Below are 17,731 nucleotides of genomic sequence, written 5' to 3' on the forward strand. Positions count from 1 at the left end.
TATGAGGCGTTCCCGGTGTTCGCCGAGGCGTTCGATGCGGTGTGTGCGCGGGTGGATCTCGACCGGCCGTTGCGGGAGGTGGTGTTCGGCACCGACGACGACATCCTGGGCCGGACCGAGTACACGCAGCCCGCGCTGTTCGCTCTGGAAGTGGCGCTGTTCCGGTTGGTGGAGTCGTGGGGTGTGGTGCCGGATGTGCTGGTGGGTCATTCGATAGGCGAGTTGGCGGCCGCGCATGTGGCGGGTGTGCTGTCGCTGGATGACGCGTGTGCGCTGGTGTCGGCGCGTGGCCGGTTGATGGAGGCGCTGCCGCAGGGCGGTGCGATGCTGGCCGTGGAGGCGGCCGAGGACGGTCTGGACCTGCCCGAGGGTGTGTGTCTGGCGGCGGTGAACGGGCCGGCGTCGGTGACGGTCTCCGGTGACGCGGACGCGGTCGACGCCCTGGAGGAGCGGCTGCGCGCCCAGAACGTGCGGGTGAAGCGGCTGGCGGTCTCGCACGCCTTCCACTCGCATCTGATGGAGCCGATGCTGGCGGAGTTCGCGGCCGTCGCGGAGTCGCTGACCTACCACCCCCCGACGATCCCCCTCGTGGCCACGGCTCCGGGCGACATGGCCACGCCCGCCTACTGGGTGGGTCAGATCCGCGAGCCCGTCCGCTTCGCCGACGCCGTACGTCAGGCTCACGAATCCGGCGCCGGGGTCTTCCTGGAGCTGGGCCCGGACGGCACCCTCACCGGCGCCGCCCGGCGCTGCCTCGACGGGCGTCCCGTCACGGCCGTGCCCGCACAGCGCGCCGAGAACCCCGAGCCCGAGTCGCTGCTGCGCGCCGTGGCGACGCTGCACGTCCACGGCGTGGCCGTGGACCTGTCCGCCCTCCTACCGGCGGGTCCCGTACGGTCCGACGGTCTGCCCACCTACGCGTTCCAGCGGCGCCGCTACTGGATCGACCCCGCCCCGCGGACCGCGGCCGGGGCCGACGCCGTGGAGAGCAGGTTCTGGGAGGCCATCGAGCGGCAGGACGCAGCCGAGGTCGCCCGGACCCTCGGCCTCGACACCGACACGCTCGACGCCGTCCTCCCCGCGCTGTCCGCCTGGCGCGGCGGTCGGCGCGAGCGCGCCGTGCTCGACTCGTGGCGCTACCGAGCCGTCTGGCAGCCGCTGCCCGAGCGGCCCGCCCTGACCACCGGTACCTGGCTCGTGCTCACCGCCGACGGCTCGGTCCCCGACGATCTCGCCGAGGCCTTCTCCGGCAGCGTCGTCGGAGCCCCGTTCGACGCCGCACTCGACTCCTTCGCCGATGTCGCGGGAGTGGTCTGTCTGCCGTCCGGACCGGACGATCTGCTGCCGCTCCTCCGCGTCGACCCTCCCGCACCGCTGTGGGTGCTGACGCGCGGCAGCGTCGCCGTGGGCCGGGCCGACCGGCTCACCGAGCCCTCGGGCGCCCTGCTGTGGGGCATGGGCCGCGTCGCCGCACTCGAACTACCCAGCAAATGGGCCGGGTTGATCGACCTGCCCGCCACGCTCGACCGCCGTGCCGCGGCCCGGCTCCTCGCCGTCCTCACCCACGCCGACGGCGAGGACCAGGTGGCGGTACGGGAATCCGGTGTACTGGCCCGACGGCTGCGCCGGGCCCCGCTGACCGGCCCCGCAGCCGCCTCGGCGCCCGCCTCCGGTGCCGCTTCCGGCTCCGCGGACGGCTCCACCGAGCCCTGGCGGCCCTCGGGGACCGTGCTGGTGACCGGCGGCACCGGCGGTCTCGGCGCCCGCGTGGCCCACTGGCTGGCGGAGCGCGGCGCGCGTGATCTCGTCCTGACGAGCCGTCGCGGGCCCGACGCGCCGGGCGCGGCCGACCTGATCGCCGCGCTCGCGGAACGTGGCGTACGGGCCGAGGCCGTCGCGTGCGACGTCGCCGACCGTGACGCCCTGGCCGCAGTGCTGGCCGCGCGCCCCGTCACGGCCGTGATCCACACCGCGGGCGTGAACGGCACGCAGCCGCTGGCGGCGGTCACCGGCGAGGAGTTCGCCGAGGTCCTGCGCGCCAAGGTGGACGGCGCGTCCCACCTGCACGAACTGCTCGCCGGCACCGACCTGGACGCGTTCGTGCTGTTCTCGTCGATCGCCGGCGTGTGGGGGAGCGGCGGTCAGCCCGCGTACGCGGCGGCCAACGCCTACCTGGACGCCCTGGCCGAGCACCGCCGCGGGCTGGGGCTGCCTGCCACCTCGGTGGCCTGGGGGCCCTGGGCCGAGTCCGGCATGCTCGTGGACGCCGAGGCCGAGGAGGCCCTGCGCCGCCGCGGTCTGAACGCCCTCGACCCCGCCCGCGCGCTCGCCGCGCTCGGGGACGCCCTCGACACGGGCGACACCTGCGTCACCGTCGCGGATGTCGACTGGAGCCGCTTCGGCGCCGCCTTCACCAGCGGGCGCCCCAGCCCGCTGCTGGAGGAGTTCGTCGACGCCGCCGACATGGAGGCCTCCGGTGGCGTCGCGACCGAGTTCGCCGCCGGGCTGCGGTCCATGCCCCCCGCCGAGCGGATCCGGCAGCTGACCGACCTGGTCCGCACCGAGGCCGCCGCCGCGCTCGCTTACCGCTCGGCCGAGGACATCGCCGCGCAGCGGGCCTTCGCCGATCTGGGCTTCGACTCGCTGACCTCCGTCGAACTCCGCGACCGCCTCAGCGCGACCACCGGGCTGCGACTGCCCGCGGGCATCGCCTTCGACCACCCCACGGCCGCCGCGCTCGCCGCCCGCCTCGCCGAACTGCTCGGCGAGGCCGCCGACCCGGCCCGGACCCCGGCCGGGGCCGGCGGCGCGGCCGTCACGGACGACCCGGTGGTCATCGTGGCGATGGCCTGCCGTTTCCCCGGCGGTGTCACCGACCCCGAGACCCTGTGGCACCTGGTCACTGAGGGACGCGACGCGGTCCGGCCCTTCCCCACGGATCGCGGCTGGGACCTGGAAGCACTCGCCGCCGGCGACAGCCCCGGCACCTCGTACGTCGACGAGGGGGCGTTCCTCGACGACGTGGGCCGTTTCGACGCCGCCCTGTTCGGCATCTCGCCCCGCGAGGCACTGGCCATGGACCCGCAGCAGCGGCTCCTACTGGAGACGTCCTGGGAGACCCTGGAGCGCGCCGGCATCGACCCGCACGCGCTGCGCGGCAGCCGCACCGGCGTCTTCGCCGGCACCAACGGCCAGGACTACGCCCGGCTCACCCTCGCCGACTCCGGCGGCGGACTGGAGGGCCACGTCGCCACCGGCGGATCCGCCAGCATCCTGTCCGGCCGTGTCGCCTACGCCTTCGGTCTCGAGGGACCTGCGGTGACCGTCGACACCGCCTGCTCGTCATCCCTGGTCGCCCTGCATCTGGCGGCGCAGGCGCTACGCAACGGCGAGTGCGACCTCGCGCTGGCCGGCGGCGTGACCGTCATGGCCACGCCCGGTGCCTTCGTCGAGTTCAGCCGCCAGCAGGGGCTGGCCGCCGACGGCCGCTGCAAGCCCTTCTCCGACGCGGCCGACGGGACCGGCTGGGGCGAGGGCATCGGTCTGCTGCTGGTGGAGCGGCTGTCCGATGCCCGTCGCCACGGCCACCCGGTGCTCGCCGTGGTCGCCGGATCCGCGACCAACTCCGACGGCGCCTCCAACGGCCTCACCGCCCCGAACGGCCCGTCGCAGCAGCGGGTCGTCCGCGCCGCGCTGGCCTCCGCGGGCCTGGAACCGGCGGACGTGGACGCCGTTGAGGCGCACGGCACAGGCACCCGGCTCGGCGACCCGATCGAGGCTGAGGCGCTGCTGGCCACCTACGGTCAGGGCCGCGGCACCGGCCTGCCCCTCTACCTGGGGTCGGTCAAGTCCAACATCGGTCACACCCAGGCCGCTTCGGGCGTCGCCGGTGTCATCAAGATGGTTCAGGCGATGCGCCACGAGATGCTCCCCGCCTCTCTGCACGCCGACCGGCCCGCGTCGAGCGTCGACTGGTCGGCCGGAGCGGTGGAACTCCTCGACCGCGCCCGGCCGTGGACCCGGTCGGACCGGCCCCGCCGGGCGGGCGTCTCGTCGTTCGGCATCAGCGGTACCAACGCCCACGTCGTCCTGGCGGAGCCGCCCGCCCCGCAGGGGGCACCGGAGTCGGCAGTGGCCCCCGTGCCCCCGCGGCCGCAGCGGGAACCGGCCGTCGTGCCGTGGCCGTTGTCCGGGCACAGCGCCGACGCGCTGGCCGCACAGGCCGGTCGGCTGCTCGGCGCGACGGCCGCCCGACCGGAGGACATCGGCCACACCCTGGCCACCGGCCGGGCCGCGCTTACCCACCGCGCCGTCGTGCTGGCCCGCGGTCCGGAGCAGGCGGCGCAGGCACTGTCCGCCCTGGTCGAGGGACGCCCCGACCCGGCGCTCGTCACCGGCACGGCCCGTGAGGGTCGGACGGTGTTCCTGTTCTCGGGTCAGGGTGCGCAGCGGGTCGGGATGGGGCGTGGGTTGTACGAGGCGTTCCCGGTGTTCGCCGAGGCGTTCGATGCGGTGTGTGCGCGGGTGGATCTCGATCGGCCGTTGCGGGAGGTGGTGTTCGGCACCGACGACGACATCCTGGGCCGGACCGAGTACACGCAGCCCGCGCTGTTCGCTCTGGAAGTGGCTCTGTTCCGGTTGGTGGAGTCGTGGGGTGTGGTGCCGGATGTGCTGGTGGGTCATTCGGTGGGTGAGGTGGCGGCTGCGCATGTGGCGGGTGTGTTGTCGTTGGATGACGCGTGTGCGCTGGTGTCGGCGCGTGGCCGGTTGATGGAGGCGCTGCCGGCGGGCGGTGCGATGCTGGCGGTGGAGGCGGCCGAGGACGATCTGGACCTGCCGGAGGGTGTGTGTCTGGCGGCGGTGAACGGGCCTATGTCGGTGACGGTTTCCGGTGACGCGGACGCGATCGGGGTGCTGGAGGAGCGGCTGCGCGCCCAGAACGTGCGGGTGAAGCGGCTGGCGGTCTCGCACGCCTTCCACTCGCACCTGATGGAGCCGATGCTGGCCGAGTTCGCGGCCGTCGCGGAGTCGCTGACCTACCACGCCCCGACGATCCCCGTGGTGGCCACGGCTCCGGGCGATATGGCCACGCCCGCCTACTGGGTGGGCCAGATCCGCGAGCCCGTCCGCTTCGCCGACGCCGTCGCGCCGCTGGCCGATGTGCGGGTGTTCCTGGAACTGGGTCCGGACGGGGTGCTGTCCGCGCTCGTGCCGCACCTGCACGACGCAGCGCCCGCCCTGCCCCTCCTGCGTCGCGACCGCGAGGACACCGAGTCCGTGCTCACCGCCCTCGCCGGTGCGCACACCACGGGTGTCACCCCCGACTGGGCCGCCGTCTACGCACCGTGGACCCCCCGCCGCATCGACCTGCCCACCTACGCCTTCCAGGGCGAGGACTACTGGGTGCGTCCCGGGCACGGGGCCGGAGACCTCGGCGCGGCCGGGATGCGCGCCGGTGGGCACCCCCTGCTGAGGGCCGAGATGTCTCCGGCCGTCGACGGCGGGCTGCTGCTCTCCGGCCGCCTCTCCACCGCCGCCCAGCCTTGGCTGGCCGACCACGTCGTGCACGGGGGCATCGTGCTGCCCGGCACCGCCTTCGTCGAACTGGCCCTGCACGCGGGCGCGTCCGCCGGCTTCGTCCGGCTGGACGAACTCACCCTGCACACGCCGCTCGTCCTGCCCGGCCGCGGCGGTGTGCAGGTGCAGGTGCGGGTTGCGACCGACGGTGCGCTCGACGTCCACGCACGGCCCGAGGCCGACGAGGACGGCCCATGGACCTGCCACGCGAGCGGTCTGCTCACCGCGCAGGAGGTCCCGCTCCCGGACGACGACGCCTCGCCGCCCGCCGGCGCCGAGGAACTCGTCCTCGACGCCCACTACTCCGCCCTGGCCGACGCCGGCCTGTCCTACGGCCCCGCCTTCCGGGGCCTGCGGGCCGCCTGGCGGTCCGGCGACACGCTGTACGCCGAGGTCGCGCTGGACGGGAAGGGAGCCGCGGACGGCTACGGCCTCCATCCGGCACTCCTCGACGCCGCGCTCCAGGCGCTTGCCGCCGGTGCGCTCGGCGCCGACGGGGCGGCCCGGGTGCCGTTCGCGTTCAGCGGCGTCTCGCTGTACGCCACGGGCGCCGCCGTGCTGCGGGTCCGCCTCACCCCGGTGAGCGAGGACACGGTGTCGGTCGCCGCCTTTGACGAGTCGGGCATGCCGGTGCTGACGGCCGACGCACTGATCCTCCGCACCCTCGCCAGTGGGGCCGCGCCGACCGCCGATCCGCTGTACGAGGTGGCGTGGACGCCGCTGGGTGCGGTGGACGCGGAGGCCGGGGACGCGGGACCCGTGTGCCTGGTGGTGGACGACCCGGCGGATCCGGACGTGGCGGACGCCGCCGGAGTGCTGGTGTGGCGCGCCCCGGCCGACGCGGTGCAGGTGCTGGCGGGTCTCCAGACCCGGCTGGCCGGCGCGCCGCAGGACGGCAATCCGCTCGTGGTCCTGACCCGTGGTGCCGTCGCCGCCGGCGCCGAGATCACCGACCCGCAGCGGGCGGCGGCGTGGGGGCTGGTCCGCTCGGTTCAGTCCGAACACCCCGACCGGCTGGTGCTGCTGGACGCGGACACCGAGGACGGTCTCGCGTCCGCCGTCGCGCGGCTTCTCGACTCGGGCGAGCCGCAGGCGGCGCTGCGGGCCGGCCGACTGCTGGTACCCCGGCTCACCCGGTTCCGCCCCGCGGGCGAACCCGCCGACGAGCCGAGGGCCGCTGTCCTCGACCCCGAGGGCACCGTCCTCGTCACCGGCGGCACCGGCGTGCTCGGCTCGCTGCTCGCCCGGCACCTGGTGGAGCGCCACGGCGCCCGCCACCTGTTGCTGGCCGGCAGGCGCGGCGCCGAGGCCCCCGGCGCCGCCGAACTCGCCGCCGAAATGGCGGACCTGGGTGCCTCGGTGCGGTTCGCGGCCTGCGACATCACGGACCGGGACGCGCTCACGGCCCTGGTGGCCGACGTGCCGGCCGAGCATCCGCTCACCGGTGTCGTGCACGCGGCGGGTGTGGCCGACGACGCGATGGCCGACAACCTGACGCCCGAGCGCCTGCGCGCCGTCCTCGCACCCAAGGCGGACGCGGCGGTGGTGCTCGACGAGGCGACCCGGGACCTGGACCTGTCGTTCTTCGTCCTCTACTCCTCGGTGGCCGCCACCCTCGGCACCCCGGGCCAGGCCAACTACGCGGCGGCCAACGCCGTACTCGACGCCGTGGCGCAGCACCGGGCCGCGCTCGGCCTACCGGCCGTCTCTGTGGCCTGGGGTCTGTGGGCCCGTTCGAGCGGTATCAGCGGCCACCTCGACGCGACCGCCCTCGCCCGCGCGAGCCGACTCGGCGCGCCGCTGACCGACGCACAGGGGTGCGCCCTCTTCGACGCGGCCCTCGCCGCCGCCCGCCCGCACCTGGTGGCCGCGGTCGTGGACCGGGCCCGGCTGCGTGCGGCCGCCGAGGTCCCCGCGATCCTGCGCGGCCTCGCGGGCGTCACCCGCGCCGTGGCCGGCCGGTCTGGCGGCGGACGAGGCCGGGAAGGCCTCGCGGCCACCCTCGCCACCGCCGCCGACCCGGCACGCCGGCTCCTGGAACTGGTCCGTGCCGAGAGCGCCGCCGTGCTCGGTTTCGCATCCGGCGACGAGGTGACGGCGGACCGCGCCTTCCGCGAGCTGGGCTTCGACTCGCTCACCTCCGTCGAACTGCGCAACCGCCTCAACACGGTCACCGGCCTCCGACTGCCCGCCACCCTCGTCTTCGACTACGCCAACCCGGCCGCGCTCTCCGAGCACCTGCTGGCCGAACTGGGCGGCGCCCGGGACAAGGCCGTGAAGCCGCGACCGACGGCCGCCCGCAGCGACGAGCCGATCGCCATCATCGGCATGGCCTGCCGCTACCCCGGTGGCATCGCGTCCCCCGAGGACCTGTGGCGGCTCGTCATGGCCGGCGACAGCGTCTCGATGCCCTTCCCCGAGGACCGGGGATGGGACCTCGACGCGCTCTACGACCCCGACCCGAACCGCCGCGGCAGTTCCGATGTCCGTCTCGGCGGCTTCCTCGACGGCGCGGGCGACTTCGACGCCGACCTGTTCGGCATCTCGCCGCGCGAGGCGCTCGCCATGGACCCGCAGCAGCGGCTGCTCCTGGAGACCTCCTGGGAGGCGTTCGAGCGGGCCGGCATGAACCCCGCCGGACTGCGCGGCACCCCGGCGGGTGTCTTCGTCGGGGCCACCAACGTCGGCTACGCCAGCGGTGCGAACCTCCCCGAGGAGATCGACGGGCACCTACTCACCGGCATGTCCGGCAGCGTCGTCTGCGGCCGGATCGCCTACACCTTCGGGCTCGAGGGCCCCGCCGTCACGGTGGACACCGCCTGCTCGGCCTCGCTGGTCGCCCTGCACCTGGCGGTGCAGTCGCTGCGCAACGGCGAATGCGACCTCGCCCTGGCGGGTGGCGCGACCGTGCTCGGCGCCCCGGACGTGTTCACGGAGCTCAGCAAGCAGAAGGGGCTCGCGCCCGACGGCCGCTGCAAGTCCTTCTCGGCCGACGCCGACGGCACCGGCTGGTCCGAGGGCGTCGGCATGATCATCGTCGAGCGCCTCTCCGACGCGCGCCGCAACGGGCGCCGCATCCTCGCGGTGGTCCGGGGCTCGGCCGTCAACCAGGACGGCGCCTCCAACGGTCTCACCGCGCCCAGCGGCCCCGCTCAGCAGCGGGTCATCCGGGCCGCGCTGGACGCGGCGGGTCTCGGCCCCGCAGGCGTCGACGCGGTCGAGGCTCACGGCACCGGCACCCGGCTCGGCGACCCGATCGAGGCACAGGCGCTGCTGGCGACGTACGGGCAGGAGCGCGAGGACGACCAGCCGCTCTGGCTCGGCTCGCTGAAGTCGAACATCGGCCACACCCAGTGTGCCGCGGGCGTCGGCGGCGTCATCAAGATGGTGGAGGCGATGCGCAACGGCGTCCTGCCGCGCACTGTCAACGTCTCCGAGCCGACCGGCCAGGTGGACTGGTCCGCCGGCGCCGTCGAACTGCTCACCGAGGCGCGGCCGTGGCAGCGCGGGGACCGGCCGCGCCGGTCCGCGGTCTCCTCGTTCGGGATCGGCGGGACCAACGCGCACGTCATCCTCGAAGAGCCGCCCGCCCCCCGCGCGCTGCCGGCCGCCCGGCAGCCGGACACCGGCACGCGGGCCCGCCACGTCGCCTGGCCGGTCTCCGCCGGCACCGCCGACGGCCTGCGCGCCCAGGCCGCCCGCCTGCGGGCCTTCGCGGCCGGACGTCCGGGCCCGGACCCGGCGCAGATCGCCCGGACCCTGGTCACGGGGCGGGCCGCGCTGGACCACCGGGCGGTCGTCGTCGGCCGCCATGACGACCTCGACGGACTGCTCGCCGGTCTCGACGCGCTCGCGTCCGGAACCGCGGCGCCGGACGTCGTCCTCGGCACGGCGGCGCAAGGACGCACGGCCTTCGTCTTCACCGGCCAGGGCTCCCAGTACGCCGGTATGGGACGCGAACTCCACGCGACCCAAACGGCGTTCGCCCAGACGTTCGACACGGTGGCGGCCCGGATCGACCTCGGGACGCCCCTGTCCGAGATCCTGTTCGGCGACGGGGACCTGATGGAGCGGGCCGGCTACGCTCACGCCGGGACGTTCGCCCTCCAGGTGTCCCTCGCCCGGCTGCTGGAGTCGTGGGGCGTCACCCCGGACGTCGTGCTCGGCCACTCCACCGGGGAGCTGGCCGCCGCGCACATCGCCGGCATCCTCTCCCTCGACGACGCCTGCACCCTGGTGGAGGCACGCGCCCGGTTGCTGCTCGGCCTGCGCGAGGACGGGAAGATGCTCGCCCTGGAGGGGCGCGAGGAGGACATCCTGCCGCTGCCCGACGGCGCGTCCCTCGCCGCCGTCAACGGGCCCGAGGCGCTGGTCGTCTCCGGCGACGCCGAGGTGCTCGACGAGCTCGGGGCCCGCTGGCGGGCCGACGGACGTCGGGTGAAGGAGATCTCCGTCTCTCTCGCAGCCCACTCCCACCACGTGGACCCGGCCCTCGCCGAACTCGCCGCCGTCGCGGCCGGCCTCACCCACCACGAGCCCTCCGTCCCCATGTCGGCCACCGGCCCCGGACGGCTCGACTCACCGGAATACTGGGTCGAGCAGATGCGGCGGACCGTCCGCTTCGCCGACGCCGTCCGCCGGCTGAGCGGGGTGCGGAGGTTCGTCGAGATCGGCCCGAAGGGGGGCCTTGCGGCCATCGCCCTCCAGTTGGTCGACGACACGGTCGCCGTGCCGACGCTGCGGCCCGGCGTCCCCGAGACCGAGGCACTGCTGCACACCCTGGCCGGCCTGCACGTGTCCGGCGCGCGCGTGGAATGGCCGCTGGACGCGGTCGAGGGCGCCGATCTGCCCACGTACGCCTTCGAACACCGCAGGTACTGGGCGCTGTCCGAATCCGGTCCCGCGGACGTGGAGGGCGCCGGCCTGGCCGGCGTCGACCACCCGCTGCTGGGCGCCGCGGTGGCGTCGGTGACCGACGACGGGCTGGTGCTCACCGGTCGGCTGTCCACCTCGGCGCACCCCTGGCTCGCGGACCACCGCTTCCGCGGCACGGTCCTCGTCCCGGGTACCGCGCTGCTCGAACTTGCGCTGCAGGCGGCCCGCATGACCGGCGGCCGGCTCGTCGAGGAACTGACCCTGCACGCGCCGCTGGTCCTACCGGAGCGGACGGCCGTACGGTTCCAGGTCGTGGTCGGCGCCGAGGGCGGCGCGGCCGGCGGCGGACGCGAGGTGGCGGTCTACGCCCGACCCGAGACCGGCTTCGACGGACCCTGGGTCCGCCACGCCGCCGGTGTGCTCGCGGCGGACCTGCCGACGGAGCCGGCGCCGGAGGCGGTATGGCCTCCCGCCGGCGCCGAACCCGTGGACCTGGCGGGGCACTACACGCTGCTGGACGCGGCGGGCCTGGAGTACGGGCCGGCCTTCCGGGGCCTGCGGGCCGCCTGGAGGTCCGGGGACGTGCTGCACGCCGAGGTCGCGCTGCCGGAGGCGCAGCGCGGGGACGCCTACGCCGCGCACCCCGCGCTGCTGGACGCCGCGCTGCACGCGCTGGCGCTCGCGGGCCCCGGGGAGGCCGCCCCGCCGGCACCGCGCCTGCCGTTCTCGTGGTCGGGCGTCGCGCTGCACGCGGTCGGCGCGCGGACCCTGCGGGTACGCGTCACGCCCGCGGGACCGGAAGCCGTGACACTGGACGCCTTCGACGACGCGGGCCTGCCCGTGCTGTCGGTCGCGTCCCTGACGCTGCGTGAGGCGACCGGCGGCACGGCCCCGGATCCGGCTGCCGACTCCCTGTTCGAAGTGGTGTGGACCGAGCTGGACGGGACGGCCGCGACCTCTGCCGGCGCGGCGGAGACGTTCGTGACCGTGGACGGCCCGGACTCCCTCTCCGAGGTGCCGCCGATGGCCCTGTGGGAGGCGCCCGCCGGCCCGGCGGAGGTCCTCGCGGGCGTCCGGGCCTGGCTCGCCGACGAACGCACGGCCGACGCGCGGCTGGTGGTCCGTACCCGGGGCGCGGTCGCCGCCGTACCCGGCGACGACATCGCCGATCCGCTCGCCGCCGCCGCGTGGGGTCTGGTACGCACGGCGCAGACCGAGCACCCCGGGCGCTTCGTGCTGCTCGACACCGACGGCCCGGACACCGCCGACGACGAGGTCGCCGCCGTCCTCGGCCTGCTGGCCGGGGCGGACGAACCGCAGGCGGCCGTACGCGGGGGCCGGGTGCTGGTGCCCCGGCTGAGGCGCTTCAGGCCCGACCCGGTCACCGCATCCGACGCCGACGGGGCGGACGGCCCCGTACGGCTCGACCCCGACGGCACCGTCCTCGTCACCGGCGGCACCGGAGCGTTGGGCGCGATGCTGGCCCGGCATCTGGTGGAACGGCACGGCGTCCGGCACCTGCTGCTGACCGGCCGCCGCGGCCCCGACGCCCCCGGCGCGCGGGAACTGGTCGCCGAACTGGCCGGACAGGGTGCCGACGTCCACGTCGTCGCCTGCGACGCGGCGGATCGCGAGGCGCTGGCCGCGCTGCTCGCCCGGATCCCGGCCGCGCACCCGCTGACGGGCGTCGTCCACACCGCCGGCGTCCTCGATGACGGCGTCCTACAGGCGCAGACCCCCGAACGGCTCGCCACGGTGTTCGCGCCGAAGGCCGAAGCGGCCCTGCACCTGCACGAGCTGACCGCAGGACACGACCTGGCCCTGTTCGTGCTGTACTCCTCGCTCGCCGCTACCATCGGCGCCGCCGGACAGGCCAACTACGCGGCGGCCAACGCCGTGCTGGACGGTCTCGCCGCCCACCGCAGGCACCGTGGCCTGCCCGCCGTCTCGCTGGGCTGGGGCCTGTGGGAGCAGCCCGGCGCGATGTCCGAGCACCTCGACGGTACGGCGGTCGCCCGGCTCACCCGGCTCGGTGACGCCCTCGGTGCCCAGGAGGGCCTCGCCCTCTTCGACGCCTCGCTGGCAGCCGGGCGCGCCCACCTCGTGCCGACCCGCTTCGCCCCCGCCCCGGTCCGCGCGGCGCACGAAGTGCCGCCGCTGCTGCGCGCGCTGGTGCGCGTCCCGGCCCGGCTCCGCAAGGCCGGCGTGTCGGGCGAGGACCGCGGAAGCGGACTCGCGGCGCGGCTGGCGGCGTCCGCCGACCCGGCCGGGCTGCTGCTCGACCTGGTCCGTGACGAGGTCTCCGCCGTACTGGGCCACGTGCCCGGAGAGCGCGCCGCCGCCGACCGGGCCTTCCGGGAGCTGGGTTTCGACTCACTCACCTCGGTGGAGCTGCGCAACCGGCTCTCGGCCCTCACCGGTCTCAAGCTGCCCGCGACGGTCGTCTTCGACCACCCGTCGCCCAGGGCCCTGGCGGAGCACCTGCACGAGCGGCTCGCGGACACGGTGAGCACCAGGCGGACCACCACGCCGGGCGCCGCCGTCCCGGCGGGCGACCCGCACGAGCGGCCCGTCGCCACGGCACCCGCCCCGCGGACCACCGTGCCCGGCAGCGCCCCGGCCCCGGCGGCACTGCCGCCGGCCGGCGAGCCGATCGCCGTCGTCGCGATGGGCTGCCGGTACCCGGGCGGGGTCGGCTCGCCCGAGGACCTGTGGCGGCTGCTGGCCGAGGAACGGGACGCGGTCGGCCCGTTCCCCGACGACCGCGGCTGGAACCTCGGTTCACCGGGCCGCGGCGACGCCATCGCGGCCTGCGGCGGAGCGTTCGTCGAGACCGCGGGCGACTTCGACGCGGCGCTCTTCGCCATCTCGCCGCGCGAGGCGCTGGCCATGGACCCGCAGCAGCGGCTCCTGCTGGAGACCGCCTGGGAGACCTTCGAACGCGCCGGCATCGACCCCGCGACCCTGCGCGGCAGCCGGACCGGCGTGTTCGCCGGTGCGATGGGATCCGGCTACGGAGTGGGGCTGCGGATGCCGGAGGACGCCGAGGGCCACCTGGTCACCGGCAGCGCGGGCAGCGTCGCCTCCGGCCGACTCTCGTACACCTTCGGCCTGGAGGGACCGGCTGTCACCGTCGACACCGCCTGCTCGGCGTCGCTGGTCGCGCTGCACCTGGCCGCGCAGTCGCTGCGAGGCGGTGAGTGCACCATGGCGCTCGCCGGCGGTGTCACCGTCGTCGCGACCCCGGACGTGCTGATCGGCTTCAGCCGGCAGAACGGCCTGGCCGCCGACGGCCGCTGCAAGGCCTTCGCCGCCGCAGCGGACGGCACCGGCTGGGGTGAGGGCGTGGGCCTGCTCCTCCTGGAACGCCTCTCCGACGCCCGCCGCAACGGCCACCCGGTCCTCGCGGTGATCCCCGGCTCGGCCGTCAACCAGGACGGCGCCTCCAACGGCCTCACCGCCCCCAACGGTCCCTCCCAGCAGCGGGTCATGCGCGCCGCGCTGGCGGCGGCCGGACTGGAGCCGGCCGAGATCGACGCGGTGGAGGCGCACGGCACCGGCACCCGGCTCGGTGACCCGATCGAGGCGCAGGCCGTCCTGGACGTCTACGGCCAAGGGCGCGAGGAGCCGCTGCACCTGGGCTCGGTCAAGTCGAATCTCGGCCACACGCAGGCCGCCGCCGGTGTCGCCGGCGTCATCAAGGCGATCGAGTCGATACGCCGCGGCACGCTGCCGAGGACACTGCACGTGGACGCGCCGACCCCGGAGGTCGACTGGTCCGCGGGCGCGGTGGAACTGCTCACCGAGGCCCGGCCCTGGCCGCGTACCGGCCGCCCGCGCCGCGTGGGTGTCTCCTCGTTCGGGATCAGCGGCACCAACGCCCACGTCATCGTCGAGGAGGCCCCGCCCGAGCGGCCGGCGGACCTGACCGCGGTGCCGGAGCCGGACACGGCGCCCGCCGCCCTGCCCTGGCTGCTCTCCGCCGGGTCGGCCGCCGCCCTGCGCGGCCAGGCTGCGCGGCTGCTCGAGTTCGCCGTCGCGCACCCGGACGTCCCGGCCGTGGACATCGCCCGCGCCCTCGTCGGCTCCCGCGCGGGACTCGTCCACCGCGCGGCGCTGCTCGGCACCGACCGGACGGAACTCCTCGCCGCCCTGCGTGCCTTCGCCGAAGGGGAACCGGGCGCCCCGGTCGGCCGTGCGGACGAGTCGCGCACCGCCTTCCTCTTCGCCGGCCAGGGCGCGCAGCGCGTCGGGATGGGCCGCGAACTGTACGACGCGTACCCGGTGTTCGCGGCGGCCTTCGACGCCGTCGGCAAGCGTCTGGACCTTGGCCGACCGCTGCGGGAGGTGGTGTTCGGCACCGACGACGACATCCTGGCCCGGACCGAGTACACCCAGCCGGCGCTGTTCGCCCTGGAAGTGGCGCTGTTCCGGCTGGTCGAGTCCTGGGGCGTACGGCCGGACCTGCTCGTCGGCCACTCGATCGGTGAGCTGGCCGCCGCCCACGTCGCCGGCGTGCTGTCGCTCGACGACGCCTGCACGCTCGTGGCGGCCCGGTCCCGGCTGATGCAGGCGCTGCCCGCCGGCGGCGCGATGCTCGCCGTCGAAGCCGCGGAGGACGAACTCACGCTGCCCGACGGCGTGGACCTCGCGGCGGTCAACGGCCCGAGGGCGCTGACCGTGTCCGGCGACGAGGAGGCGATCGCCGACTGCGAGGAGCGCTGGCGGGCGGAGGGCCGCAAGGTACGGCGGCTCGTCGTCTCGCACGCCTTCCACTCGTACCGCATGCGGCCGATGCTCGACGAGTTCAGCGCGGTCGCCGAGCAACTGACCTACCACGCACCGGCCGTCCCGCTGGTCTGCACGGCGCCGGGCGACCCGGCGACCCCCGAGTACTGGGTCCGCCAGGTACGCGAGCCGGTCAGGTTCGCCGACGCCGTCGCCGAACTGTGGCGCCGGGACGTCAGCGTCTGCGTCGAACTCGGCCCGGACGGTGTGCTCAGCGCACTGGCCGACGCCACCGCCGGCCAGGACGTCGTCGCCGTACCCGTGCTGCGGCCCGGCCGCGCCGAACCGGTGACCCTGCTGGCCGCTGTGGCCGCCGCGCACACCCGCGGCACCCACGTGGACTGGCAGGCCGTCCTCGGCACCGGCCCGCGGGCCGCACTGCCCACCTACGCGTTCGACCGCAGCCGCTACTGGCCCGAGGCCCGCACGGCGGACACCGGCCCGGCCGACAACGAGTTCTGGGAGGCCGTCGACTCCGGCGACCTCGGCGCCCTCGCCGGGATGGACCCCGGCGCGGCCACCGCGCTCGCCGAGGCGCTGCCCGCGCTCGCCCGATGGCGCCGCGCCCGCGTCCTGCGCGAGGCCGCGTCAGGATGGCGGTACCGCGTCGAGTGGACGGACGTCCCGGCGGCGGGCCCGGCCGGCGGGCACTGGCTCGTCGCCGCCGCCCGCGAGGAGACCGGCACGGCCTCGGCCGTGGCCGCCGCGCTACGCGACAGCGGTGCCGGGACGACCGTCTGCACGCCGGACGAACTGTCCGCCACGAACACGGCCGACGGGGTGCTGCTGCTCTCCGCCGACCCGGAGACCGTCCTGTCCGTCGTACGCGCCGGACTGGGCTCGCCCCTGTGGTGCGCGACGACGTCGGCGGTCGGTGCCGGCGGCACCGTGGCCGACCCCCGCGCCGCCCAGGTATGGGGACTCGGCCGGGTCGCGGCCCTCGAGTACCCCCGCCGCTGGGGCGGTCTCATCGACCTGCCCGAGCAGCCCGCTGCCGACACCCTGGCCCTGATCCCGGCGGTCCTCGGCGGTACGGAGGACCAGGTGGCCCTCCGCGGCAGCCGCATCCTGGCGCGCCGCCTGGGCCGCGCGCCGCTGGCACCCGGCGGGTCCTGGGCCCCGGCGGCGGGCGCCACGCTCGTCACCGGCGGCACCGGTGCCCTCGGCGGGCACGTCGCGCGCCTGCTCGCCCGGCAGGGTGCCGCGAAGCTGGTCCTCACCAGCAGGTCCGGGCCCAGCGCGCCGGGCGCGGCAGCCTTGGTGGCGGAACTCGCCGCGCTCGGCTGCACGGCCGTCGTGGTGGCGTGCGACGTCGCCGACCGCGACGAGCTCGCCGCGCTGCTGGCCGCGCACCCGGTCCGGGCCGTCGTCCACACCGCCGGCACCGACACCGCCCGCGCTCTCAAGGACCTCGACGCGACCGGTTACCGCGAGGTCATCCGGGCCAAGGTGGACGGAGCCCGCAACCTCGACGAACTCCTCCCCGACGCCGAGCAGTTCGTGCTGTTCTCGTCCATCGCCGGAGTGTGGGGGAGCGGGGAGCAGGCGGCGTACGCGGCCGGCAACGCCAGTCTCGACGCGCTCGCCGAACGCCGCCGTGCCCAGGGGCGTCCGGCCCTTTCCCTCGCCTGGGGCCCCTGGGCCGGGGAGGGTATGGCCGCGACCGGCGTCGGTGGGGCCGACGGGGACGCCGCCGCCTATCTCGCCCGGCGCGGCCTGACGGCGATGCCATCCGACGCGGCTCTGCGGGCCATGACCGACGCGCTCGGCACGCAGGACACCTGCGTGACCGTCGCCGACGTCGACTGGAGCCGCTTCCTGCCTGCTTTCACGGCCGGCCGTCCCGCCCCGCTGTTCGCGCCGCTCACCGACGGCGGGACGGGGGAGGAAGAGGCGAGGGAGGAAGGACTCACCGCGTACGCCGTCGGCCTGGCCGGTTTCTCCCCCGCCCGGCGCGAACGCGCTCTCCTCGACCTGGTGCGCCGTCAGGTCGCCGACGTCCTCGGTCACCGGGAGGCGGACGGTGTCGCCGCACGGAGCGGCTTCGCCGAGCTCGGCGTCGACTCGCTGACGGCCGTCGAGATCCGGCGCAGGCTCGCCGAGGTCACGGGACTGGCGCTCCCCAACTCGATGGTCTTCGACTATCCGACCCCTGCCGCCCTCGCGGCCCACCTCGCGGAGGAGATCGCGGCAGCGGCCGCTTCCGACGCGGAGCCGGCCTCCGGCCCCTCGTCGGCGACGGCTGCGGATATCCCTGCGGACGACCCCGAAGAGGCCCCGTCGGACAGCGACATCGACAAGATGGACGTTGACGCCCTCATCCTTGCAGCCCTGGAGAATGGGGAGGAGTGAACACCTTTTCCGCCTGCTTGAACACCCCCGCGGAGCCGTCGGCAGGCTCCAGCCCCTAAGGGGTCTGCCTAGGGGTTGTCCACGACTCGGCGCCGTTCGTAGGCTCAGCGAGAGTTTCCGCAAGGAATTTCCCTGCCGA

The 17,731-nt window shown here is 75.7% G+C and carries 1 protein-coding gene (only partly in view); it reads left to right on the plus strand.

The window, feature by feature from the left end:
• Window positions 1-17,592, plus strand: the 3' portion of a protein-coding gene (locus V6D49_RS25655; RefSeq protein WP_340563433.1) for a type I polyketide synthase. The gene continues 12,186 nt to the left of window position 1, outside the view; only the last 17,592 of its 29,778 coding nucleotides appear in the window; its start codon lies off the left edge, out of view; it ends in the stop codon at window positions 17,590-17,592.
• Window positions 17,593-17,731: the final 139 nt, after the last annotated feature.

This window comes from Streptomyces sp. GSL17-111, from assembly GCF_037911585.1.
Classification (GTDB): domain Bacteria; phylum Actinomycetota; class Actinomycetes; order Streptomycetales; family Streptomycetaceae; genus Streptomyces.